The organism is Mycobacterium sp. KBS0706 (genome assembly GCF_005938675.2).
Taxonomy (GTDB): domain Bacteria; phylum Pseudomonadota; class Alphaproteobacteria; order DSM-16000; family Inquilinaceae; genus Inquilinus.
This window is the reverse complement of sequence record NZ_VCCH02000028.1, coordinates 21,340-41,923: the sequence shown is the minus strand read 5'-3', so window position 1 is coordinate 41,923 and position 20,584 is coordinate 21,340. Positions and strand designations below refer to the sequence as shown.

The 20,584-nt window shown below is 66.0% G+C and carries 25 protein-coding genes; 5 read left to right on the top strand and 20 right to left on the bottom strand.

Annotation, left to right across the window (positions count from 1 at the left end; genetic code table 11):
• Window positions 1–368: 368 nt before the first annotated feature.
• Window positions 369–1,754: an ATP-binding protein gene (locus FFK22_RS16930; RefSeq protein WP_138889866.1), complete on the bottom strand. Its 1,386-nt coding sequence runs from the start codon at window positions 1,752–1,754 to the stop codon at window positions 369–371.
• Between the two features lie 183 nt (window positions 1,755–1,937).
• Between FFK22_RS16930 and FFK22_RS16925 the strand changes: the two genes are divergently transcribed.
• Complete coding sequence (locus FFK22_RS16925) at window positions 1,938–2,423, top strand: hypothetical protein (protein ID WP_138889865.1); 486 nt, start codon at window positions 1,938–1,940, stop codon at window positions 2,421–2,423.
• A 432-nt stretch (window positions 2,424–2,855) separates the two neighbouring features.
• Here FFK22_RS16925 and FFK22_RS16920 read toward each other — a convergent pair whose 3' ends face one another.
• Window positions 2,856–3,389 (bottom strand): hypothetical protein, encoded by a 534-nt coding sequence (locus FFK22_RS16920; protein WP_138889864.1) that lies wholly within the window; start codon window positions 3,387–3,389, stop codon window positions 2,856–2,858.
• A 796-nt stretch (window positions 3,390–4,185) separates the two neighbouring features.
• A complete protein-coding gene (locus FFK22_RS16915) occupies window positions 4,186–4,413 on the bottom strand; it encodes a hypothetical protein (protein ID WP_138889863.1) in 228 nt (75 codons plus the stop codon).
• Between the two features lie 337 nt (window positions 4,414–4,750).
• Between FFK22_RS16915 and FFK22_RS16910 the strand changes: the two genes are divergently transcribed.
• Both FFK22_RS16910 and FFK22_RS16905 read left to right on the top strand, forming a co-directional pair.
• Window positions 4,751–5,971, top strand: a complete 1,221-nt coding sequence (locus tag FFK22_RS16910; protein ID WP_138889862.1) for an FIST N-terminal domain-containing protein — start codon at window positions 4,751–4,753, stop codon at window positions 5,969–5,971.
• 152 nt (window positions 5,972–6,123) lie between these two features.
• Entirely contained in the window at window positions 6,124–6,975 is an 852-nt protein-coding gene (locus FFK22_RS16905; RefSeq protein ID WP_138889861.1) for a hypothetical protein, read from the top strand.
• A gap of 64 nt (window positions 6,976–7,039) precedes the next feature.
• Here the strand turns inward: FFK22_RS16905 and FFK22_RS16900 are convergent, their stop codons facing one another.
• From FFK22_RS16900 to FFK22_RS43010, 12 genes are all read right to left on the bottom strand, one after another.
• On the bottom strand, window positions 7,040–7,600 hold the full coding sequence (locus FFK22_RS16900) for a transglycosylase SLT domain-containing protein (protein ID WP_186002506.1): 561 nt from the start codon (window positions 7,598–7,600) through the stop codon (window positions 7,040–7,042).
• Between the two features lie 269 nt (window positions 7,601–7,869).
• On the bottom strand, window positions 7,870–8,124 hold the full coding sequence (locus tag FFK22_RS16895; protein ID WP_138889859.1) for a hypothetical protein: 255 nt from the start codon (window positions 8,122–8,124) through the stop codon (window positions 7,870–7,872).
• Window positions 8,121–8,699, bottom strand: a complete 579-nt coding sequence (locus FFK22_RS16890; protein ID WP_138889858.1) for a DUF882 domain-containing protein — start codon at window positions 8,697–8,699, stop codon at window positions 8,121–8,123. The genes FFK22_RS16895 and FFK22_RS16890 overlap by 4 nt, the downstream gene beginning before the upstream one ends.
• Window positions 8,692–9,882, bottom strand: a complete 1,191-nt coding sequence (locus FFK22_RS16885; protein WP_138889857.1) for a type IV pilus twitching motility protein PilT — start codon at window positions 9,880–9,882, stop codon at window positions 8,692–8,694. Before FFK22_RS16885 ends, FFK22_RS16890 begins: the two co-directional genes overlap by 8 nt.
• Window positions 9,879–10,355: a single-stranded DNA-binding protein gene (locus tag FFK22_RS16880; RefSeq protein WP_138889856.1), complete on the bottom strand. Its 477-nt coding sequence runs from the start codon at window positions 10,353–10,355 to the stop codon at window positions 9,879–9,881. Before FFK22_RS16880 ends, FFK22_RS16885 begins: the two co-directional genes overlap by 4 nt.
• 12 nt (window positions 10,356–10,367) lie before the next feature.
• The gene (locus FFK22_RS16875) at window positions 10,368–10,865 is read right to left on the bottom strand and encodes a thermonuclease family protein (RefSeq protein ID WP_138889855.1); all 498 of its coding nucleotides are present in this window, start codon (window positions 10,863–10,865) and stop codon (window positions 10,368–10,370) included.
• A complete protein-coding gene (locus tag FFK22_RS16870) occupies window positions 10,865–11,716 on the bottom strand; it encodes a type IV secretory system conjugative DNA transfer family protein (RefSeq protein ID WP_138889854.1) in 852 nt (283 codons plus the stop codon). Before FFK22_RS16870 ends, FFK22_RS16875 begins: the two co-directional genes overlap by 1 nt.
• Window positions 11,713–11,907: a hypothetical protein gene (locus tag FFK22_RS16865; RefSeq protein ID WP_138889853.1), complete on the bottom strand. Its 195-nt coding sequence runs from the start codon at window positions 11,905–11,907 to the stop codon at window positions 11,713–11,715. The genes FFK22_RS16870 and FFK22_RS16865 overlap by 4 nt, the downstream gene beginning before the upstream one ends.
• The gene (locus tag FFK22_RS43015; protein ID WP_186002505.1) at window positions 11,904–12,056 is read right to left on the bottom strand and encodes a hypothetical protein; all 153 of its coding nucleotides are present in this window, start codon (window positions 12,054–12,056) and stop codon (window positions 11,904–11,906) included. The genes FFK22_RS16865 and FFK22_RS43015 overlap by 4 nt, the downstream gene beginning before the upstream one ends.
• Complete coding sequence (gene traI, locus FFK22_RS16860) at window positions 12,053–13,648, bottom strand: TraI/MobA(P) family conjugative relaxase (protein ID WP_138889852.1); 1,596 nt, start codon at window positions 13,646–13,648, stop codon at window positions 12,053–12,055. Before traI ends, FFK22_RS43015 begins: the two co-directional genes overlap by 4 nt.
• Window positions 13,645–13,983, bottom strand: a complete 339-nt coding sequence (locus FFK22_RS16855; protein ID WP_138889851.1) for a hypothetical protein — start codon at window positions 13,981–13,983, stop codon at window positions 13,645–13,647. The genes traI and FFK22_RS16855 overlap by 4 nt, the downstream gene beginning before the upstream one ends.
• Window positions 13,973–14,113, bottom strand: a complete 141-nt coding sequence (locus tag FFK22_RS43010) for a hypothetical protein (RefSeq protein ID WP_186002504.1) — start codon at window positions 14,111–14,113, stop codon at window positions 13,973–13,975. The genes FFK22_RS16855 and FFK22_RS43010 overlap by 11 nt, the downstream gene beginning before the upstream one ends.
• Window positions 14,114–14,128: 15 nt before the next feature.
• Here FFK22_RS43010 and FFK22_RS16850 point away from each other — a divergent pair, with 15 nt between their 5' ends.
• Entirely contained in the window at window positions 14,129–14,440 is a 312-nt protein-coding gene (locus tag FFK22_RS16850) for a hypothetical protein (RefSeq protein ID WP_138889850.1), read from the top strand.
• A 263-nt stretch (window positions 14,441–14,703) separates the two neighbouring features.
• The gene (locus tag FFK22_RS16845; protein ID WP_138889849.1) at window positions 14,704–15,081 is read left to right on the top strand and encodes a hypothetical protein; all 378 of its coding nucleotides are present in this window, start codon (window positions 14,704–14,706) and stop codon (window positions 15,079–15,081) included.
• Between the two features lie 41 nt (window positions 15,082–15,122).
• On the opposite strand, the gene FFK22_RS16840 is transcribed toward FFK22_RS16845, so the two are convergent.
• The 5 genes from FFK22_RS16840 to FFK22_RS16820 are packed head-to-tail and all read right to left on the bottom strand — an operon-like array spanning window position 15,123 to window position 20,576.
• A complete protein-coding gene (locus FFK22_RS16840) occupies window positions 15,123–15,578 on the bottom strand; it encodes a hypothetical protein (RefSeq protein ID WP_138889848.1) in 456 nt (151 codons plus the stop codon).
• 11 nt (window positions 15,579–15,589) lie between these two features.
• Window positions 15,590–18,580 carry a hypothetical protein gene (locus tag FFK22_RS16835; RefSeq protein ID WP_138889847.1) on the bottom strand — a complete coding sequence of 997 codons (2,991 nt, stop codon included), beginning with the start codon at window positions 18,578–18,580 and terminating at the stop codon, window positions 15,590–15,592.
• A 2-nt stretch (window positions 18,581–18,582) separates the two neighbouring features.
• A complete protein-coding gene (locus FFK22_RS16830) occupies window positions 18,583–18,864 on the bottom strand; it encodes a hypothetical protein (protein WP_138889846.1) in 282 nt (93 codons plus the stop codon).
• On the bottom strand, window positions 18,861–19,361 hold the full coding sequence (locus FFK22_RS16825; RefSeq protein WP_138889845.1) for a hypothetical protein: 501 nt from the start codon (window positions 19,359–19,361) through the stop codon (window positions 18,861–18,863). Before FFK22_RS16825 ends, FFK22_RS16830 begins: the two co-directional genes overlap by 4 nt.
• A gap of 18 nt (window positions 19,362–19,379) precedes the next feature.
• Window positions 19,380–20,576, bottom strand: a complete 1,197-nt coding sequence (locus FFK22_RS16820) for a DotG/IcmE/VirB10 family protein (protein WP_138889844.1) — start codon at window positions 20,574–20,576, stop codon at window positions 19,380–19,382.
• Between the last annotated feature and the right edge of the window lie 8 nt (window positions 20,577–20,584).

The window sequence follows — 20,584 nt, the reverse complement described above, 5'->3', positions numbered from 1 at the left end:
TTGTGGGGGTTCGCTTAGATTCAGGGTTGCGAGCACTGAACTTTGTGAACCCCCGGCCGGGCCTCTCGGTCGGGGTTCGTTCTGTCTGGGCTACTGGATCATCGGCGGCCCCCTCATGCGCGGTTGCGGATTCATGAATGGTATGGGGATTCGCCTCGCGCCCGCAACGAGACGAACCCCAAACCTAGACACACCGGCACAAAGGCTGGTGTGCAGTCGCTCCACAGAAACAATGCCTTGAAGCATCGACACAATGACGCGTGCCGACGAACCAAGCCCAGCAGAATATGCCGGCAAAGCCGCCGAACACGTCGAGGGCGTTGGCAACGAACGGTCGGCGGCAGACAGCGGTGGCCGGCGGCATCGCATCAGGCCTCCTCATCAATGGGGCCGAGTTGGTCATGCAGACGCTCGCGGGACTCGGGATCGTCATCGCCAAGGTCGACGGCACCGGCGAGGCTCTGCTTCAGGGCGGAGCGGGTCTCGGCAAGATGCTGGGGGGAGAGGGGAGTGCCGGGCGGCAGCGAGCGCAGCGCCAGGTTAATGATCTCGCGGACCTCGGCCGGGGTGGTGCGGTCGAGCACCTGGCCAAGTTCCCGAGCTGACAGGTTGGCGGCATCCTCGCCGAGATAGGAAATAGCGACGTCGCCGGCGGCGCGGGTCCTCAGAGCGCCGACGCGGAAGATCCGGTCGATGCGGCCGGGGCGCTGGAGGATCCGCGGATCGATCGAGCGTGGATAGTTGGTTGTGGCGATCAGATAGGTGCCGGAGGGGTTGCGTGGGGTGGCGCTGCCGTCGAGCCAATTGAGGGCCTCGCCGTCCGGGCGACGGAACATGTCGATCTCTTCGGCGAGGATGATGGTGGCCCTTCCGGCCGCGGCGGCGCGCTCAGCGGCATGGACGACGTCGACACTGTCGCGGGCCTGGACGACCAGGAAACCCGGGTGAAGCTTGGCGGCTAGCGCCAGGGCGATGGAGGTCTTGCCGGTCCCCGGCGGCCCGGCCATGAGGACCTTGCGCATGCCCGGCTGGCTGTAGCGGGTCCACCAGCCGATATTGCCAAAGAAATCGAGGAGATCGGTCTCGAGGACCGGGTACGCGGGGTGGCTGGCGAAGCGGAGGGCGCTCGGAGCGTCGAGCGCAGCGGGCTCGAAGAACGTCACCCGACGGTTGCCGACTTCGGTGTCGTCGAGCCGCCACAGGCCGCGCTTGGGAGCGTTGACCTGCAACCGACGGCGCCGGGTCTCCAACCGCTCGTACAGGAGCTCGAAGGCGGCGCGAGTGCCGATCGCCATCTCGGTGGTCTTGGCGGTGGGCCCCCAGGCGATCAAGAAAATCTGGTGCGAGTCGGTCAGTCGAAGACGGAAGGAGCCTTGCATGCCCTTGTACTGCAGGCGCCAGCCCCGGCCGATGCGGACCCGGCTCGGGTCGAAGCGCATATGCGGGATCGGGCTCGGCAGCGGCTCGAGGTCGAGGATCCGGCGATGGGGATGCCCCGCAGCGCCGCGGGCCGCTTGGCGGGCGTTCTCATAATCGAGAATCCTGGGCAGGAGACTGGCGTTCTTCAGAATAATGGCATGCTCGCCACCGGGAACATTGATGCGGTGCCAGGCGAGGAGCTGGGCGACGACCGGTGGCTTGCGGGCGTGGAGATCGTCGCGGTCGAGCCATTCCTGGACCAGCGCTGGAACGGCACAGCGACCGGCAGGGGTTGGAACAAGGTCACGGAGATGGGGGGAGGAACCGGGGCGCATGGCTATCGCGGCCGAAAGATGCCGCGCGGGATGTCCGGCGGCGCACCGGTGAAGATCCAGGAGTTGGGTGCCATGCGCCCGCCTGGCCGGTAGTAGCGGCGCAGCTCGGGGGCGAGGCGGCCGAGGCAATATCCGTTGATCTCGCCATAAGGCTGGAGCTCACCCTCCTGAGGGCGGCAGGGGATGAAAAGGATCGGCGGCATGTCAGGGGCGGGGGAGGCGGCCGCGGACGAATCCGCGGCTGCTGACGCGGAGGGCCCGGTCGAGGACTTGCCGGCAGTCGGTGAGTTCCGACGCGAGGAGGTCGTAGTCCGCGACGAGGAACTCGATGATCGAGATGAGGTCTTTCTTGGTGTAGGCATCGAGCGGTTTACCCTGATAGGCGACGGCAGCCGGCGAAGAGGTGTCAGGCCTGCCGGTCCCCTGGCCGCTGGAGGAAGTTGCGGTGCTCACGGCGAGACCTTCGAACGGCTGCCCGGCACGATCGGAGGCGCGGGGGCGTGGCTTCTGAGGGTTTTCCTGCCCCTACCGGTCCAGATGAAGCAGGCGAAGAGGGCCGACACGAAGACGGTGAGGAGGGAAAGCCCCAGGGCTGCAGCGGTTGTGCCCTTCACGAGCTCCGGGATGGCCCTTTCCTCGACACCCAACGCAGGACATGGGGCGGGATGATCGCGCGGTCGTTCCTCTGGGCAAACGGGCACCCTGAGATGGGCGGGCTTTGCCGCAGGACCTCGGGCGACCGAGGCCGGCAGGTCGCGGTAATAGGCATCGACGACAGGCTGCGGGCCACCGAACAGCAGGGGTAGGCGGATGACGATGGCACCCAGGCAGGCCCCTGGCCAGACAACGAGTAGGCGGAGGGACAGGTAGAAGCCGCAAACCACGCGGTGCAGAAGGTAGTGCAGGATCGGGCCGAGATGCCGAGGCGAGCCTGCGGCTGGACGTTCCGGGCCGTGGGGTGACGGTGCCATAGTCTGGTGCCCCGGGTTGCTGCAGCGGCTGATGGTTTCCCGCTGGAAGGGAGAAGGCCGGTGGGCGTTCGGAACAGACCGACCGGCCTCGTGTAATTCGCGCTATCTGCTGGGTCTCTATGGCGCCTCCTCAGTGGTTGATGGGTAGATCCCGTGCGGCTGCCGGCCTGGTGTGGCAGTGACCGCTGACGACGGGACCGGAGAAGAGCGACTCGGCCCGGCGGTCAAGGTGGTCTGGGCTGTGCCTTCGACAGAAGGGCGTGTCCCGAAGTCGGTAGATCGAAGGGCGCCCGCAGACGGCACAGTGCGGAACCGGGACGGGTCCGCTGAACAGCAGGACCCGACGCCAGACGCCAAGAGTCTGGTCGAACGCCACGGTGTAAAAGGCATCACCGTCCCATCCCGTGGAGATGCGGGCGAACGCCCGTGCCGTTGCGATCATGACCCCGGCGCGCTTTAGCGAGACTTGAGGACAAAGCTTTCGGATCGCGCCCGCGTCAGAGGCGAGCGCAGCCTGATAGAGCGGCAGGTCGAACTCCTCGTGCTGCCGTATCCGGCGGGCACGAACAGAAGGAGTGTCGGCCGTGTCACGCCGTGGAAGGCGGGCGGCGAGGAACCGAACAGTCGAATGGCTGTTGTTCTGCGCGGACGTGGTATCGTCCATGCTGCTCTGGCGAGTCATGAGACTTCCCGGTCAATGAGGCGTTCGGGGCAACTTCCGTCGGGTGCTGGAACACCCTTCGGTGCGGCCGGGCAGGTGCTGGAACACCTGTCCGGCCTTGCTCTATTTCACTGCCGTTGTCTTATTCGCTCAAATCTCCCCGGTTCTTGGAATGCAAAGGGCACCGCGAGGAACCCTCGAATCGGATAGGGGGATCTGCCGTCGCGTCACAAACGATGTGCATTTTTACGTCCGTACCATTTCGTTTTGCGACGACGTTCACCACGCCATCCCGCAACATGCGCTATGTGTCACATGCTATCTCGCTGGAGGAGGCAACCTCCAGAAGTTACGGGCTTTTGCCGCAATGCATGATCCTTACGCGATATCTCGCATTGCCGGTTTAATAGATATCTGTTAAGCGCATTGTTCGCAAGCGCTTTGTCTGGGCGAGGAGATATCGCGTTGACGCCGACGGAGACTTGGCCGAAACCGCTGCGCATGGCGCGGCCGAAGAAGTACATCGAGAACATGGTAGCTCGGTTCGTTGAGGGAACCTTTGCACGTCTAGATGGCGTGCTGAACCCCGGCGAGGACAGGGCCGCGTTCGTGCGCTCAGCAGTAGAGGCAGAAATCCGACGACGCCGGCGAGCGCGAGCACGCGCTGACAAAGCGGATAAGTCAGGCTCGAAGTAGGTCGAGAAGAGACAGCCTGTTGGCCAATGCGGAAAAGATGCCGTCGCTTGGATGCGATAGTCAGTGCCCAACATTGCCCGCGGCCAATTGAAGGCGTGGCCGGTCATCCGTAGCGAACGAAGTCTAGGGCATCGCAGAGCGACATCGTCTCGCGAATCTCTCCGTCGAACCCTTCGAATACGTATCCGTGATCGCCCTCCGGATACACGATAGCGACTGGGACAAGCTCAAGTGGCCCATACACCTCGATCAGGTTTTCTGGACGATCGGCGATGCCTTTGCAGATGGCGTTATAGCCGAAATCCGCTGCCCGCTTCAGCCAGTCCTTCATCTCGAGCTTGTCGGCGGCCGAAAACACGCGTGTAGATTCGAGCACCCCGGCAGCATGAGATTGGTCCGAGCACCAGCTCCTGAAGATCCGCGGGCGCCAAGTGAATGGCCTCTCGTGGGTGATTCTAGCCGCCTGTCTCAAGTCCTAAACTCCACCTGAGGAATGGGAAAATCGGCCCATGCGATTTTAGGATTTTGTGCCACGCTGCGGGGCGCTTGGAAAGCGCCAAAATTCTAAAATCGTGTTACGATTGATTTTCCCGAAAGAGAGACAGCCTTCGCCACGTGTGGTATGGCTGATTCAGCCAAGGTGAGAGGATGCGTGGAGCGGTCGACTGATGTTGCTGCAAACAGCAAAATCGCCGGTTGTCACGGGATATGGCCGCGCAGCGAGCCCCGAACTTGCGGCCCTCAAGTGCATTGAAGCGATTGGCAACGTAAGTCCCAAAATGTTGCTGGTATTTTGTGGTGGGAAGCTCGACGGCTTCCGAATTTTATCACAATTTCGGGACAAATACGGAGATATTCCAATTGTAGGCGGGGCAGCCGCAGGCGCCATCGCTGGAGAATCGTTTGGGTACAGCGGCCTTGAAGTTACGGCTCTAGCTCTACTTTCTGATTCCGTTACACCTCATGTACTAATCGCTGATGACCTTACTGATGGCGAATACGAAGTCTCACGACGACTCGGCGTCGAGATTTCCGAAAGGATCAATTACGGCGATACGATAACGCTATTCTACGACAGCGTTGCGGCAAATCCTCCGCTGAAGCTGCATATGGCTACCAGAATCGTGGCCGGCCTTATGGACGGATGCCGACACAAGAGGCCGACGGTCCTAGGCGGTGGACTTTTAACGGATCTCAATTTGTCGGAGGGCTGGATATTCGACGGCAGAGACGTGCGAAAGCACGGCTTGGTTGCCCTGGCCTGGCCGTCGGGCGTTAAAGCGGACACTTTTGTCATGAACGGGTGTGTCCCTGCGTCTTCATTCCTCGAGATCACTCGCATTGACGGAGCGGTGGTCTATGAACTTGACGGTGAGCCGGCCCTGAGTGTGTTGGAACAGCGCCTCGGACGCCCGATGACAACGGGGCCTGAAGGCACGATCTCCCTGCTTGCAACGCTGGGGCAAAAGCAAGGTGACCAATTCGCTCCTTTTGACGAGCACAGCTATGTGAACCGTCTCATTCTGACGGGTGATCCCGCCGAGGGATCGGTTACTCTTTTCGAAGCCGATTTCGAGTTAGGCGCCAAGGTGCAGATCATGGCCAGGGATAACGCTTTGATGCTGGACTCGGTCCGTCGTGGGGTAAGGGCGGCAAACGAAATTATCGGGCAGGGAGACACCCTGTTCTCGCTCTACATCGATTGTGCAGGCCGGGCGAGCATCCGCAGCGGTGCCGCGCGCGAGGAGGCGAGCTTGGTGGTCGACGGCCTCGATCAATCGGCGCCCTTGATCGGGCTATACTCTGGCGTCGAGATTGCGCCATTCGATGGTGAGCCTCGCGCGCTGGACTGGACCGGCCTCCTCGCTGTGATGCGGTACAACCCGTGACGGACGGAGCCGACGATCTAGACCGTCTCAGGCGGGAGCTGGCTTACTACCAGCGCGAGTGTAATGAACTCGGGGCTCGCCTGTCGCGCGCGACCGAAGAGCAGGCTGCAACTTTCCGGGAATCTCATCGGCGACGAACCGTAATCCGGCTGATGCGCGAGATCTATCGGCTATGGGACCGGAACACGGGCTCCAATTCGTTTAACTCGGAGACGCTGGCGATAATCTGTGAGAACGCGCTATTTGATCGCGCGATGCTGCTGCGGGTTGCCGACGCCAGCTCAAGCACGTTCACGATACTTGCATCAACGGGCTTTTCGAGCTCGCGCCCCCCTGAGACTCTGGACCTCCCCCGCCCTCCAGCATTTTACTACACGACTGGCACCACCGATCGAGCCGAAACAGCCGCTCTCACCTTGAGAGCTTGTATTGGGGTGCCATACCTTATGTGGGCATTCGACAAGCCAAGTGGATGTGCAATGCTCGTGGGCAACCGCCACGAGGTTAATACCTTCCCCCCATTTGACGATGGTGATCGGGAGATTATTGAAAGCGCGCTAGCAGTCTATCTCGATGCGCTCGTTCGCAAGATCAAGACAGAGACACCAGCAATTCACGCCCAGATGCTACCGATTGAGAACGGGCGATTCGCCGATGCCGGCCTCCTAGAGTCGGAAATTCAAGATAATATCCGCGATAACGGAACAATCCTCCGCCTGATTGTTGTAGAACGCTCAGGCGACGCTGGTAGCGAGTACGCACCTTATTTCAGTACTTCATGGCGACCTGAATTCCGGATTCTTCGCACTACCCGAGGCTCCGACCGGACATATAGAGACTTCAGTCGGTTGCTGCAGTTCGCGCGAGAATGCGGCTACCGAGGTTCTGTCGCGGTCTATGAAGCGGGAGCGGATGAGCTGAGGCAGATCCCCGGGATCAGGCCTGTCGATCTTGAGCCTCGCAACGCTCCGCGTACCATATCCGGCGCCAAGCAGACCGCCTGACTCGAGCAGCTTCGTCGGTTGCCTGGGCCTTGGACCAGGGGAATGCTCTCGACCTCTCTCAAGATCAGCAGGACAGGACGAAGGCACCGGCGTCGGCCCGGCGAATCAGCGAGAGGGCCGCGGCGACGCGGCGGCAGTAACTGCGGCCGCGCTCGTGATTGGAGCCCGCATGATACGCTGCGGCCGCCTTCCCCCAGCTGCCGTGCAGTTGGAACAGTGAAGTTAGATACCAGGCGCCGTAGGCGGCGTTGTATTTCGGATAGAGAAGCCAGCCCCGCGCATAAACGGTCGCGCCATGGGCGCGAAGGTTGATCTGAAGGCAGCCGACGTCGATCGAGGTTTCTGGCGTGAGGATAATGGTATCGAGCGCCTCGGCCAAGGAGGCCGGCGCGACGGTGCGGCCGGCGATGTTGAGCATCCAGGATCCGGTCTTGCCACGGTTGATGGCATCGCCGATTTCGACCCGGCCGATCGCCTGCAGGAGCTGGGGCGGGATGCCGTAGGCGCGCTCGGCGATAGCGATCCAGGTCGGACACGACCACGGATCTGGCTCCGCCGCTGCCAGGGGCCTCGCGCCGGCGGCAAGCGCCAGGAGGATCCCCAGCCAGCAGGCGGCTCGGGCCAATGGTGATCGCGCTCCCCTTGGGGGTGCAGGGGGCCGTGCCCCCTGCGGCGGCAGCGGCGAAGCCGTCGGTGCGACGGGGAAGCCCAAGATCTCAACTCCCGCGAGGCTCGGTCTCTCGGCCGTCTCTCCAGCCGCTCGCGACTTGGCCGGCGCGATCGCGCGCCCGCCCGGAGTGGTAGGCGCGCGGCTACGCATGGCCGATCGGCCCGGCAGCGCCGATGCCGAACGTGGTGCCGAACTCGGGCAGCGGACGGGTCGGGCCGTCGAGTTCACCGCCAGCTCCGGATGCTGTAGCGATCGCCGTGGTGGAGGCGGACGATGAGGAACTGGACCATGGCCCAGGGGGCGAGTTTCTTGTGCCTGCACCAGGCCAGGAAGGCGCAGTAGATCGCGCAGGCGATGACGACCCACCAACTGAGCTGAGAGAACAGCAGCAGCGGCAGGAAGATCAGGACCGAGTAGTGCAGGCCGAGAATGGACAGCGATGCGGAGGTCCAACGCCAGTCAATGTGGTCGGTGTTCACCGGCGGATTCTCCGGGTTGCAATGCGGCCCCAGGCGCGGGGACGGCCGGTGTCGACATGGGTGAAGCGGTCGTAGAGGCCGACGCCGCCGGCGCCGAGGATGGCGGCCAAGGCGCCGACCTGGGAGGGCGTGAACTCTGGAATGGTGAAGTCGGCCGCGCGGCCGAAGACGTGCATCGATCGCCGGGCGGCGCCCTCCAGGGTCCGGTTGCGTTCGGGGGTGCGGTAGCCTGACAGCAGCATGACGGGCCGACGGACGCCGGCGAGGGCCGCCGCGGCCCCTTGCAGCCGCGACAGGAGGTCGAAGAGTTCGGGATCGATCCAGACCGCGCGCTGATGGTCCTTGATGTCACGCCAGAACCACGAGAGGTGGAGGAGGGCGTCGCGGTCGACGGAGCGGTCGTTGGTTTTGCGGAAGCGCAGATCGATTTCCGGGCAGAGGGGATCGTCACGCCGGACCCAGAGCCGATCCAGGTCCGAGGCCAGAGCTGCCTCGGCGCTGGCGAGCTCGGCGGCTTCGGCCTGGCTGAAGGAGGCCGCGGCTGCGATGGCGAGGAGGAGGTGGCGCCTACGCATGATGTGTGTCTCCCGCGCTGCCGGCACTGTGAAGGATGCGGGCTTCGGTCTCGGGGGAAATCAGCCCCTCGGCGCGGGCGCGGGTGGCGGAGGTGACGAGGGAGCGGCCGGCGGAGCCGGTGGCGATCAGGTTGCGGAGGACGCTCGTGACGGCGAGGCGCGGGGCGGAGAGGGCGGCCTCGCGGACCCTGTCGTCGACGATCAGCCACTCGCGCAGGCAGATGCGGCCGCCGGCGACGGCCGGCACGAGCTGCTGGAAGATGATCAGATTGGTGGTGTCGAGGAGATCGGCGAGGGCCTGGTCCTGCTCGCCGGAGGAGAAAGTCTGGGCGAGGCGCCGGAAAACCTGAGCGGCAGAATCAGCGTGGACCGTGCCGTACAGCGGATGGCCCGTCTTCACCAGCGTGGTCGCGGCCTCGATCGTCGCAGCGTCCCGCATCTCGCCGACGACGGTGAGGTCGGGAGCCCGGCGCAGGGCATTGCGGACGCCATCGGCGAAGCTGCGGAGGTGAACACCGATCTCCTGCTGGGCAATGGTGCAGCAGCGGGAGGGGATGTCGCCGAACAGGTATTCGATCGGGTGCTCGTAGGTGAGTATGTTGCCGGAGATGGCCGTATGGCCTTCGAGGATGTGGCGGATGCAGGCGGCGAAGGTGGTGCTCTTGCCAGAGCCCGTGGGCCCGGCGATGAAGATTGCGCCATTCCGCGGCGCGATGCGTTCGACCAGCTCGGGAGGGAAGCCGACCTCCTCGAGCGTCGGGGGCCGGCTGCGGATGTAGCGAAGCACCACCTGGTAGCCGGTGCCCCCGTCGTGGTCGCAGGCTGTTGCGCAGAAGCGGAAGCGATGTTGCACCGGCATGCCTTGCTCATCGCGCTGCGAGTGGTCGGGCACGTTGAAGGCGCTATCGACGTCCTGACGGCCGATCAGACGGGCGACGATGGAGTCGTCGCCGGTCATCCACTTCATGGCGCGCTCGACGTGGAGCTTCTGAAGCGGCCACGGGGCAAGCGCCATGATCTCTCCGTGGAGCTTGCAGAGGACCGGTCGGCCGGTCTGGAAGAGAACGTCGGCGACGCCCAGGCGGGCAGCGAGGGCGAGAAGCTGGACCAGGTCCTCGCGGTCGGAGAGCTGCGGCCCCTGCCAAACCTCGGGGGCATGGGGTCCCTCCCAGACGCCGGTCATTTCGGAAGCTCCCGATCGTCGGCGCCGACGTTGTCGTCGCCACCGAGCCGGCCCTCGGCGCGGGCTTGGTCGATGTCGGCCTGGATGGTGTCGAGCGTCTCCTCCATCTCGCTGGGAACACGCTCGGGAACCGGAAAGATGATGGATCCGGAGGCTTCGACGAGCACCTCGGCGACCTGGCGATCGGCATCTTCCCCGGGCCGGCGATAGGCACGGTGGCGCAGCTTGCCCACAACCTCGACGAAGCGGCCCTTGGTGCCATGCTTCCGGAGCATTTCCACGAGTGCCGGCTGGTACGTGACCACCCGGTGCCAGGCGGCGCGGTTGATCCACTCGCCGGTCTCGCGGTTGCGGTAGCCCTCGTCCGTGGCGAGGGAAAAGGAGGCGACGGGCTTGTTGCGGCCCGTGGTGCGGAAATCGATACCCTTGCCGAGGTGCCCCGACAAGATGACGAGGTTCGTGGAACGGCTCATCGGCTGGTCCTTTCAGTTCTCGGGAGGTGGCTGCCAGTCGGGACACCAGTGCAGCCCGCGCTGCACCCAGGCCGGGCGGCCGGGGCGCCAGGGCAGAGCCAGGCCGTCGCGCAGCAGGATGTCGGCAACATCCATGTCGCCGAGGAGAAGGCGCGCGAGAGGCCGACGATGCTTGTCGCGGTCGCCGGTCAGGACGATGCGCGCGACGGCGGCGCGCTGTAGCAGTTCGCGCAGCCTGTCAGCCGCGGCGCGTCCCTGGACGCGTTCATTCGCGCAGCGAGGGTTGTGCAGCTCCGGCGTATCGATGGCGAGCAAGCGGATGCGCCCGTGGCCGATCGGATCGTCAGGACCGAGGCGGTAGCCGCGGGCGACACGGATGGTGTCGCCGTCGACGACCTCGATTCCGCCGGGATCGAGAGCCACGGACTGGCCGTGCTGTTTCGCAGCGAACGCCGGGTCATGTGCCGCGACCAGGGCGACGATCGCGGCGAAGGTGGGAAGCTTCATCATCAGGGCCGGCCCGCTCCCCTGGGCGCCCGGGCCTTGAATTTCGGCATGACGGTGATGCGGATCACGGACTCGTCGACGAAGGCGCGGCGGCCGTCATCGGTGACACGATACCCGGCGTTCCGCTTGGTGACGGTCGGGGCGGAGAGGATGCCCTGCCGCTGCAGGTCGCGGTAGCGGAGCATGCCGTCATAGTCGCGGATGAGGCGGTCGAGCGAGGCTGCGAACTCCTCTCGAGCCTCATCGATTCCCTTCCGCCACCCCTCGTTGACGGATTTGCGCCACAGCTCACGCTCGTCGGATGTCTTGGGCGACAAGCCCTGGGGTGGCGTCGGGTCCGCGACCGGCAGGGTCAGATACTCGCGCCAGCTGGGTGTCTTGATCGCGACCCGGGCATCCCTGACGATCTCGTAGGCTCCAACCGAGGTGTAGAGGAAGGTGTCGCCGGACGTCTCTTCCACCGACGTCATCATCGTGACGACGGGAGGCACGACCGTGCCGTCGCGGAGCATCAGCGACGAGAAGCCGAAGCGACGGTTGAGGCGCTGGGCGAACTGGCGCTCAAGCGCGGCATTGATGCGCCGGGCCTCGTCGGCATAGCCGCCGCGGATGCCGACGCCACGTGCGGCCTCGGCGAGGGTGCGTTCGCGGATGCCGCCTTCCTCACCCTGTTCGCGGGCGCCCTCGTAGAAGCTGCTGTCCGCATCGCTGAGATCGCTGAGCGACGGCGAAGATGCGCCGTCCAGAACTGGCGGCTGAGGTGGCGAAGGCGTGGCAGCCGCCGCGGCGATCGGCGAGATGAACGACAGGAACGCAGCAGCGGTGATGGCGCCCAGGTGGTGACGGTCAATCATCGGTTGTCCTTCGTGGATGCCTTGGGCGACCGCACGGATGCGTCTGCCCGCAGCTTCTCGGCCAGCGCGGCATTGGCGGTGCGGAGCCCTTCGATTTCGGCGACGACGCGCTCGTAGAAGTTGGTCGGGTAGCCGCCGCCGCGGTGCAGGGCGATGCGCTGCCTGAGTTCGTCGAGAATGTCGCGTGTCACGGCCGGACGCCCTTGGCGGTGAGCGTGTCGGCGACGAACTTCATCGTGCCGCCGTCGGTCGGTGCAGCCGGCCGGGCGGTGCAGGCGCCGAGTGCCGATGCCAGCAGGATGATCGACAGGGCGAGACGCATGGATGCGGTCGGTGTCATCGGGACGATGGCCTCCGTGTCGTGGTGGGTTGCGGGGCGGCGACCGCCTGGTGGCGTATCGCAGCAGGAGAGAGGGCGGCGCCGGTGCCGTCGTAGAGGGCGAAGTGGTCCGCCTTTGCGATCTCGGCGAAGCGCGCGCGAAGCTCCGGGGCTGCCTGGCTGAGGGTCAGCCCGCCCCAGCGGGTGTTGGCGAGCTGGAGCATCGCGCGGATCGCGGCGTCGTTGGCGTCGTAGATCGCGATCGAGCGGCCGTGATCGATCATCGAGGGTTGCCAGCGGCCGGCGAGGGTGTAGTGCACCTCGTCGCCCGAGATGGTGACGGTGTAGCCACGGATGTCGATCGCCTCGGGTCGTACGCCGCGGCCCGAGGCGGTGCCGCCGGCACCGACACCGACAGCTGTGGGCCTGGCCAGCGCTGCAGCTGCGGCGTCCTTCTGGATCTTCCAATCGCGGTATCGCGGGAAGCGCTCCTGGCCGCGCCGGAGAACGGCGCGTTCGAGGCGATGTGCTTCGATCAGGGACGCCATGGCCTTGGCGCGCTGGGCGGCCAGGACACGGCGCATCAGGTCGCGCTTCTTCCACGGTATGGACCGGTCGCCGACAATGGACTTGTGTCGAGCGCCGAACTCCGTCTTCAGGGCAGCGCGAGCCGCAGCCTGCTGCTGGCCAAGAAGCTTCCGCTCCGCGTCCTGTGCTGCGCGATGTGCATCCCTGGCAATGAGGAATTCGCCGAGAATCGCCTTGCGCTCGGGCGTGGAGTGTGGCGCCGGGCTGGCGGGACGGAAGGGGCCGAACGTCTTCTCCAAACGCGAGAGCGACCCGCTCCGGCTGACACGGCTGGCCTTGACACAGGTGTCGCCGATGCGGATGACGGCGCCGCTGCCCTGGGGCGCAAAGGAGAGCCCCGCCTGCGCCAGGCGGGCGTGCAGGTCCTCCCATGACTTGGCGCCGGCGATCGCGTCCGGCACGACGGTCTGGGCGTAGCGCTGCGCCGAGATCGTGCCGGTCTTCGCCTCCATCAGGATCGCCTTCTGGGACAGGGCAGGCTCCCGGTCGCGTGCCGCAGCACGGTCGACGGTGTAGCGGCTGTCCATCACCGGACCCCAGCCCTGGGCGAGTGCGATCGTCTTCGCGGCACGGTGGATCTTCGGCACGTCGCGGTACAGGTCGAGCACGCGATCCGTGAGGGGATGGACGCGATCCAGGACGACATGCACGTGGATGTTGTCGGTGTCGCTGTGTGCCGCCCAGACCGCGCGGTGCTCGGCCGCGCCGAGTGCCGAGAGGAGTTCCTTCACAGCATCGTCGATCTGTCGGTTGGATGGCGCGAGGCCGGCCTGCCAGGAGATGACGTAGTGCGCGACCGTGTCGGAGCTTCTCGTCGCGGCTTCGGCGGACAGGATCATCTGTTGCTTGATCGCGCGCCCATCGTTGGAGCCGAATCCCTGCTCGCTCCAATGGACGCATTTCTCCGCCGCGTTGTCGGTCTCCGGCGCCAGGATGTACTCGACCAGGCGACGGATCCGCCCAGCCTTGCCATCATTGGCGAGGGTGCCGGCAGGGACCTTCTTCGCGACGACCGAGGAGCTCACGGTTCCGTGCCCCTGCTGGCCGGATCGTCGAGCGCGACGATGAAGGCCTCGATGCGATCCGCGGTGCTGGCGACCTGTTGTGCCGTATCGAGAACCGGTTCACCACGCATGTGGAGGTATTTGAGCAGCCCGCCCTGCCGCCGGATCTCGTTCAACAGCCTGGTCGTATCGCGACGCGAAACGACCTTCGCCCCATGAAGGCGCCGCCGGATCAACTCCGACAGAGTGATGCCGGCATTGTCGGCCATCGCTTGGAACCGCTCGCGGTCGTCGTCGCTGAGGCGCAGTTCGAAGCGCCGGGTCTTGCTGGCAGCGGAGCTCCCCTCAGCGGTCATGCCCTGTGCCTCCATCGCGTGGTGTCGGGTCGGGTTCGCCAGTGAGCAGCTCGTCACGGATGAGGTCCGAAACGGTGACGCCGGCAGCCCGGGCCTTCGCCTCCAGCTCGAGAAGCTCGACATCGGACACGCGGAAGCTCTTCCAATGGCGCCGGTCGCTGCGAAGGCCGCCGCGGGGTCTTTCGGATTTGGTCATCTGGCGCATCGCGGCGTGTGGTTAGGAGGCGTCGCCGGCGCGACGGGCGGCATCACCGCGCGTAACGCGATCGCGCTCACGATCGAGCGCGTCGAGCGTCGCCTGATCGATGTGCTCGAACGCCTCCGACCACGCGGCGAAGGTGCCGTCTTCGTGCTGGACGAAGCCCTCGTCGGAGGGCGCCAGGAGTGTCGTGCCGCGAGGCGGAAGAGGTGTCATTCCGTGGTGTCCTTGTTGGTGACAGCGATGGATGCCGAGTGACGTTGATCGGCCGGATTGAGAAGCGCAGCGCCGAGACCGGCCGCACAGGATGGGATGCCGGAACATGAACGCTTGCGTTTCATGTACGGACATCCCCTATCCTGTCTCTCCCTTGTTACTTGTAGTGCAACACTGAAACGCCCTTCTACCATCGCGAAGGGCGCTACAATCTGAGAACAGATCGACATCTTTCCAGTATCGACAAGCGCGCCACTCTCTTCGTATCTTCGCGGCACTCGACGCGTCACAACAGGAGCATTGAGATGACGAGCGCCGCGACACAGAAAGCGCAGCAGTGGGACCGCGCCAGCTTCGATCGCGTGAGCAAGGAAGCGGCATCGAAGCTTCGGCAGCTGTACCGGGCCACCAGCAGGCCGGCGCCGGCGGACAAGCCGCTCGGCACGCGGGCCATGGTGGAGAAGCTGATGCCGGTGATCCGAGAGGGGATAGAGAAGAAAATCCCGCTGACGGCGATCGCCGAGCACCTCCACCAGGCGGGGGTGAAGGTGACGCCGGGCTACCTGCGCAGCATTGTGCGCAAGGCAGCGCCGGCGGAAAAGAAGCAGGCGGCAGCGGAACCGGCCGAGCTGCCGGGGGTTCCGAGCGAGGGTGCGCGCGAGACACCGCCGGACGCGGGCTGAGAGCGCGCTGCACGCCGCAACCGGAGCCGCCGCCTGTGCCATCAGCCGGCGGTCTGGTTGCCGGTGGCGTAGTTCTGGACCAGCGCCATGAACACGGCAAAGACACCGAGACATGCGCCAATGATGAGGCTGACGCCGGCTCGGCCACTCGATCGGCGCCCGCTCTCGTCCCTGTTCGCCATATACATCTCGTAGAAGGCATAAAGGACGCAGGCGGCACCGCCGGCCGCACCGCCAAAGATCAGGACGTCGGTGAAGTTGGTCGACCCAGCCTTGAAGTCCGTGACATTGAGCGTCGACTTCTTGGCGGCGGTCTGGGCCGCCGAGATCTGGGGCAGGGGTGCGGACGGGTCGGCAGTGGTCTGAGCGAACGCGCTGCGAGCGACCATGACGGTGGCCGCCGCCAGCAGCAGATGGAGCCGTGCCTGGGGCAGCAGCGTGAACGTCGTGATGCGGTCTCTGACGACAGCGGCAACGATACGCGACGGGGTTCGCATGGAGATCTCCTTCAAGCGACGGATCTGCGGTGGGAGGTGCCGGCCGGCGACGTGTCGTCGACTAGGCGGAGGTACCCGGCGAGCAGGGCGTTCGCCGCGCGGACAGCGACAGGTTCGTCGCTGATCTCTTCGACCAGGCGCTGCCAGTAGGACAGCGCGGTGCCGTCAGGGAAGCGACGGGCGAGGAAGGCCAGGGCTTCGGAGGTGGAGAGCCTGCGATACATCTCATCGCGCAGCAGGCGGTCCTCCAGCTTGGTGGTGAGAGCCCAAAGGAGGCGGGCGCCGACCCGATTGTTGAGGAGCAGCCAGCGCTCGCCGGAGTCGAGGGCATAGCGGGCGAGAAAATTCGCGCCGCGGCCTTCGCGTGGTCCGGTGAGGTCGCGGAGCATCACGTCATGGACCACGGACGAGAAGCCGAAGATCTTCTTCGCCTCGGCGCGGACCTCGTCGTTCTCTGCGTTCAGGATGAACACGGCGGAGGCGAGATTCCGGAGCAGGCCGAAGTCGCTGAGCATCTGGCTGGCGAGCATGATCTCGAGGCCCCACTTGCGGCCTTCGCGCGTGTCGGCCTCGACCTGGGCCGCGATGGAGGACCCGCCGCCGGTGACGTGGTACTCGTCCATGCAGAGGCGCTTGGGGGTTTCCTGCATGATTGCGAAGTGGCGCCGCCACCAGGCGTTATAGGCGGCGCGGACATCGGGATCGGCGGCGGGCAGATCCATGTGCGGGATCTCGTCGTCGCGGCCGGAGATGCGCCGTAGGAAGAGATGACGCGCGACCAGGAACATGAGGGCGTTTCGGCGCTTCGCATCCGGTGAGGCCGGGTCGCTGATCAGAACGTCGTTGAGGTCGATCGACGCAACGCGCGCATCGCCGAGGTCGAGGACCGTCGGCCGTGCGAACAGGGGGAATTCGGCGACCGCGGCCTCCGCGGTGCGCGCCGCCCGGCGACAGTGATCGGGATAGTCGGCTTCGAGCTCGGGCAGCGCCAGGACCCCCACGATGTCTTCGAGGATGGGAGCGGCGCCGCGCTGGGCGATCGCAGCCATGTCGTGATGGCCGCGCAGCATCAGGGCATCGGTGATCTGCCAATAGGTGGTGCGATCGTGGAGCGGGATGCCCTCGCGCGCGCAGAAGGCGTCCAGCTCGGGGTTGTCGCCCCGCTGCCAGCGGTTCGGCGAGGTGGACATCCCGAGGTCGCTCTTGATGCGATAGGCCCGGGTGATGACGCGGTCGACGAGTTCGGATCCGACCTCATCGTCGAGCCGGAGCAGGATCTTGAGGAAGTTCTTGATGAAGATGCGCTCACGCTCGAGCGGGGAGCGAAGACCGAGGCCGAGGTCGAACGGATTGATGGCGTGGTCGCGATTGTTGAGGAGACGGACATAGGCGACCTCACGCCGGCGGTGAACCGGCAGCGCCTCGGAAAGCGTGCGGATCAAGCCGGAGGACGAGATGCCTTTGTCGATGATGCCGAGAAGCGGTAGGCGACCGCCGGCGCCGTATGCGCAGAAATCGAAGTTGAGGCGATTCAGCAACATCGACTTGCCCTTGCCCGGACTGGCGAAGATCAGGAGGAGCCAGTGCGCGAGCGAAGGGCTGAGGGCCTGGTGATAGGAAACCTTGCCGACAGGATCGAGGAACACGGTCTCGCCCTGGGTGAAGACCGGTGCGGGGCGATGAAGGGGGAGGGCCCGGACCATCTCCTCGATGGGCACGATCGCGGCGGGGGCGGCGACGCCGCTCATGGTGGCGCCCGGCACGGTCTCGACGAGGGTGCGCAAGGGATCAGGCGTCATGTCGGCGACGCTGGCTTCGCCCCAGGATATGAGGGTCTGGACGAGGAGCGCCCGACGGCGCGGCAGCAGCTCGGCGGGTTCCGACGGTTCGATCCAGGTGGTGGCGACGATGCGCGTGCGCGCGAAGCTCGCGAGGTCCTGGCCGGTCGCGGCCTCGATGGCGCGGACGGCGTGGAAGAAGTTGGAATTGGCGGGCGAGAGCTTGGCCATGACGCCGGCGAGGAGTCGCTTCATGACGATCGTCCAGTCGCCGGCAACCGGTCCGCTTTCGAGATGGAAGGCGACACGGAAGGGCACTCGGAGATGCGCGAGCGCCCGGGGGATGAGGTTGAACGGAGGCAGGTAGCGGGGAAACAGCGTGACGACGGCGAGAGAGTAGCGGCGTCCACCGAACGCGATCTCGGTGTGATCGGCCGAGACGGTCGCGCCCGCGTTCATCAGCTGGTGAGAGAGAGGCGGCGCGAAGAATCCGGAGAGGTCTGTTTCGGCGCCGACAGGTCGGGGCTGGAAGTAGGTGGCCTCGTTGACAGCGCGCGGCCGCCAGTCGGACGGCGTCTGATGGAAGAGGAGGGCGCGGCTGATCTCGGTGAGATCGGGCCGGGTTCCGTCGGGACGGCCGGAGAGGATTTCGAGGGCGAGGCCGGCGTTCTCGAGGGCCTCGGTGATCTGGTGGACGAAGGCGGTGTGAAGGCCGTCGAGGCATTTGAGGCGGAGAGATCGCACCAGGCCGATGCCGAGCGGACCAGCGGCGGCGGCCTGGCGGGCGTTCTCGGCACGATCGCGGGCCCGTTCGGAGGCGGCCGCCGCCTCCGGAAAGGTCCAGCAGGCGATGAGGATGGTTTCCTCGACGGTCTGCTGGCGGATGATGGTCTCGGTTTCCGCGATCAGGCCGGCGACGTCGAGCGCCTTGCCGTCTGAGCGTCCGCGCATGAAGGCACCGGCCCGATCGGCGGAGGCATCGGTGTTGGTGTGGCGTTCGAAGCTGATCGAGAGGAGATGGCCGGGCTTCTTCATGAGGGCCCCGAGCGGCTCGGCGAGGCGCAGGGACATGGCCTCGGCGAATTCCTCGGCCGACAGGATGGTGGCGGCGCCGTGAACGCGGATCAGAGTGCAGAAGGAGCCGTCCGAGCCGAGGAGAACCTTAAGAGCGCTGTCGGTCTCCATGCCCGCGAGGTCGCAGTAGCGGTCGACGTAAGCGGCCATAGTCAGGTCCCGGTGTAGAGGGAGGAGATGCGCGCGGCGACCAGGCCGACGAGCGCAAGGAGGGCGGCGATGACGAAGGCGGCCGTGGCGCCGGTGGATGTGCGGACATCGTCACCCATGGCGCGGGACTCGATGGTGCTGAGGTAGAGGCGCCACATCGCGTAGAGGCAGAGGGCGACACCGATGGCCCCGCAGACGATGATCACCAGGTCCGCGACGCCGTTCTTCAGGATGTCGACGATGCCCCTGAGCACGTCGGCGAGCGTGAGGGTATCGCCGGTCATGTTGTCATTGCCTTCAGGAGGAAGCGTCGGGCGAGAAATCCGATGGCCGCGAGGGCAACGCCGAAGGCGATGGTCAGCCAAGCCGAGGCATAAAGGGCGGCGGCCAACTGGGCGCCGGCGTCGTCGGGGAACTGGTCGAAATAGGATTGGAGCGGGCGGTAGCGGGCAGCGAAGGCGACATAGGCTGCGATGCCGAGCGCAACGGTCGCGGCGGCGCCGATGTCCAGTGCCTGGAGAACGTGCCGGAAGAGGGATGATCGCCAGCGCTGGGCTCGCCAGATGAAGGTCGCGACGAGGACAGCAACAACGACAAGGGGGACGACGGCGAGAACCGTGAGCTGCCACGTCGGGGGCCGCTCGATCGCCGCGAGGGTTGCGGGCACAGTTAGGGCTCTGGCGACGTTCCTGGCCCCGATGGCGATGACGTAGCCGGCGAAGCCGATCAGGCCGATGGCGATGACCGGGCCGAGGGAGCGGGTCGACTGGTTGGACGTCACGGGAATGTCTCTGGAGGGTCAGAGGCTGACGGGTTGGGTGAAGATGACGCCCATGCCCATGCCGGCCGGGGCGGTAACGGTTGGTGGTCGGTCGAAGCCGCGGCCGGCGAAGCTGGACATCTGGGTGCCGAGCGGCCGCAGCACGCCCATGCCGGCGGTGGCCCAGTCGACATCGCGGTTGCTGTACCGGATGGCGCCGACGTCGGGATAGACGGTGGCGTCGTAGTTTTGGGCGAGGATCTGGCCGACCTCGCCGACGCCTTGCAGCAGGCCGGCGATGAAGAGCGAGCCGTAGCGCTCGAGGGTGTGGTGGTCGACGTCCCCAGCGATGCCGGTCCGGGCGTCCGTTTCGGTGATCGCCATAGCCTGGATCGGCACCGAGCGGCCGTTGAGGATCAGGCTCTGGAAGGTGAGCGAGGCGTTCTCTGCGGAGTAGGTGACCCTGCCCATGAGGCGGTCGCCGTCGAGCGGGCCGCGGCCGCCGTCGCGGGGATCGCGGATCGTGGCGAAGACCGGGAGGCCCCGCGGATCGTCGCTGTTGAAGCCCTGGTCGAGGGTCGCATAGACGATGTCGCCGGGCTGGGCGAGGACGCGAGAAGCCAGCGGCCCGGCCGTGCCGGCAGCGGTGCCGCCCTGTGCCGGCGCCGCCGCAGGCGCCGCTGCAGGGGCCGGCGGAGCGGGCTTGGGATACGTCACGACGGTGAAGCGGGGAGGGACCGGTGCGGTGAGCTTCATCTGCGCGCTGATGCTGTCCCGATAGGTGGAGAGCTGCTCGGGCGAAAGCGCGGGACGCGGGGCGGTCTGGTAGATGATGATCGGCTGCTGGGCCGCGGCCGGACTCGTCTGGGCAGTCGGCGCAGGCGTCGGCGCCGAGGCATCGGGCTGGGCTGCGCGGAGCATCTCGTCGCGATCCGAGCCGGCCGGGTAGCTCTCGGCGATGACCGGCTGGGCGATGGCGGTGCCGCCTTCGGCGGCGGCGGCGTCGACCTGCTGGGTGTTGGTGGCGGCCCGGCGCGAGGCCTCGGCCTCACCGACCGGGCGCATGTAGTCGTTGCGCAGAGCGGGGACGCCGCTGTTGAGCTCGGCGCCGGCCATGCCCGAAGAGGCCGGACCTCGGTTGAGGCTGACGAGCGCGATGGTGCCCGCGATCGCGATGGCGGTGAGGGCGCCGACGCCGGCGTAGAGGTAGATGCGGTGTTTCGGATCGAACGGCATGGCGGACC

What these genes read in the sequence shown, in the direction of transcription:
- FFK22_RS16930 (WP_138889866.1), bottom strand. Translation starts at nt 1,754, where the DNA reads ATGCGCCCCGGTTCCTCCCCCCATCTCCGTGACCTTGTTCCAACCCCT.
- FFK22_RS16925 (WP_138889865.1), top strand. Translation starts at nt 1,938, where the DNA reads ATGAAAAGGATCGGCGGCATGTCAGGGGCGGGGGAGGCGGCCGCGGAC.
- FFK22_RS16920 (WP_138889864.1), bottom strand. Translation starts at nt 3,389, where the DNA reads ATGGACGATACCACGTCCGCGCAGAACAACAGCCATTCGACTGTTCGG.
- FFK22_RS16915 (WP_138889863.1), bottom strand. Translation starts at nt 4,413, where the DNA reads ATGAAGGACTGGCTGAAGCGGGCAGCGGATTTCGGCTATAACGCCATC.
- FFK22_RS16910 (WP_138889862.1), top strand. Translation starts at nt 4,751, where the DNA reads ATGTTGCTGCAAACAGCAAAATCGCCGGTTGTCACGGGATATGGCCGC.
- FFK22_RS16905 (WP_138889861.1), top strand. Translation starts at nt 6,124, where the DNA reads ATGCGCGAGATCTATCGGCTATGGGACCGGAACACGGGCTCCAATTCG.
- FFK22_RS16890 (WP_138889858.1), bottom strand. Translation starts at nt 8,699, where the DNA reads ATGCGTAGGCGCCACCTCCTCCTCGCCATCGCAGCCGCGGCCTCCTTC.
- FFK22_RS16885 (WP_138889857.1), bottom strand. Translation starts at nt 9,882, where the DNA reads ATGACCGGCGTCTGGGAGGGACCCCATGCCCCCGAGGTTTGGCAGGGG.
- FFK22_RS16880 (WP_138889856.1), bottom strand. Translation starts at nt 10,355, where the DNA reads ATGAGCCGTTCCACGAACCTCGTCATCTTGTCGGGGCACCTCGGCAAG.
- FFK22_RS16875 (WP_138889855.1), bottom strand. Translation starts at nt 10,865, where the DNA reads ATGATGAAGCTTCCCACCTTCGCCGCGATCGTCGCCCTGGTCGCGGCA.
- FFK22_RS16870 (WP_138889854.1), bottom strand. Translation starts at nt 11,716, where the DNA reads ATGATTGACCGTCACCACCTGGGCGCCATCACCGCTGCTGCGTTCCTG.
- FFK22_RS43015 (WP_186002505.1), bottom strand. Translation starts at nt 12,056, where the DNA reads ATGACACCGACCGCATCCATGCGTCTCGCCCTGTCGATCATCCTGCTG.
- FFK22_RS16855 (WP_138889851.1), bottom strand. Translation starts at nt 13,983, where the DNA reads ATGACCGCTGAGGGGAGCTCCGCTGCCAGCAAGACCCGGCGCTTCGAA.
- FFK22_RS16850 (WP_138889850.1), top strand. Translation starts at nt 14,129, where the DNA reads ATGGCGCCGGTCGCTGCGAAGGCCGCCGCGGGGTCTTTCGGATTTGGT.
- FFK22_RS16845 (WP_138889849.1), top strand. Translation starts at nt 14,704, where the DNA reads ATGACGAGCGCCGCGACACAGAAAGCGCAGCAGTGGGACCGCGCCAGC.
- FFK22_RS16840 (WP_138889848.1), bottom strand. Translation starts at nt 15,578, where the DNA reads ATGCGAACCCCGTCGCGTATCGTTGCCGCTGTCGTCAGAGACCGCATC.
- FFK22_RS16835 (WP_138889847.1), bottom strand. Translation starts at nt 18,580, where the DNA reads ATGGCCGCTTACGTCGACCGCTACTGCGACCTCGCGGGCATGGAGACC.
- FFK22_RS16830 (WP_138889846.1), bottom strand. Translation starts at nt 18,864, where the DNA reads ATGACCGGCGATACCCTCACGCTCGCCGACGTGCTCAGGGGCATCGTC.
- FFK22_RS16820 (WP_138889844.1), bottom strand. Translation starts at nt 20,576, where the DNA reads ATGCCGTTCGATCCGAAACACCGCATCTACCTCTACGCCGGCGTCGGC.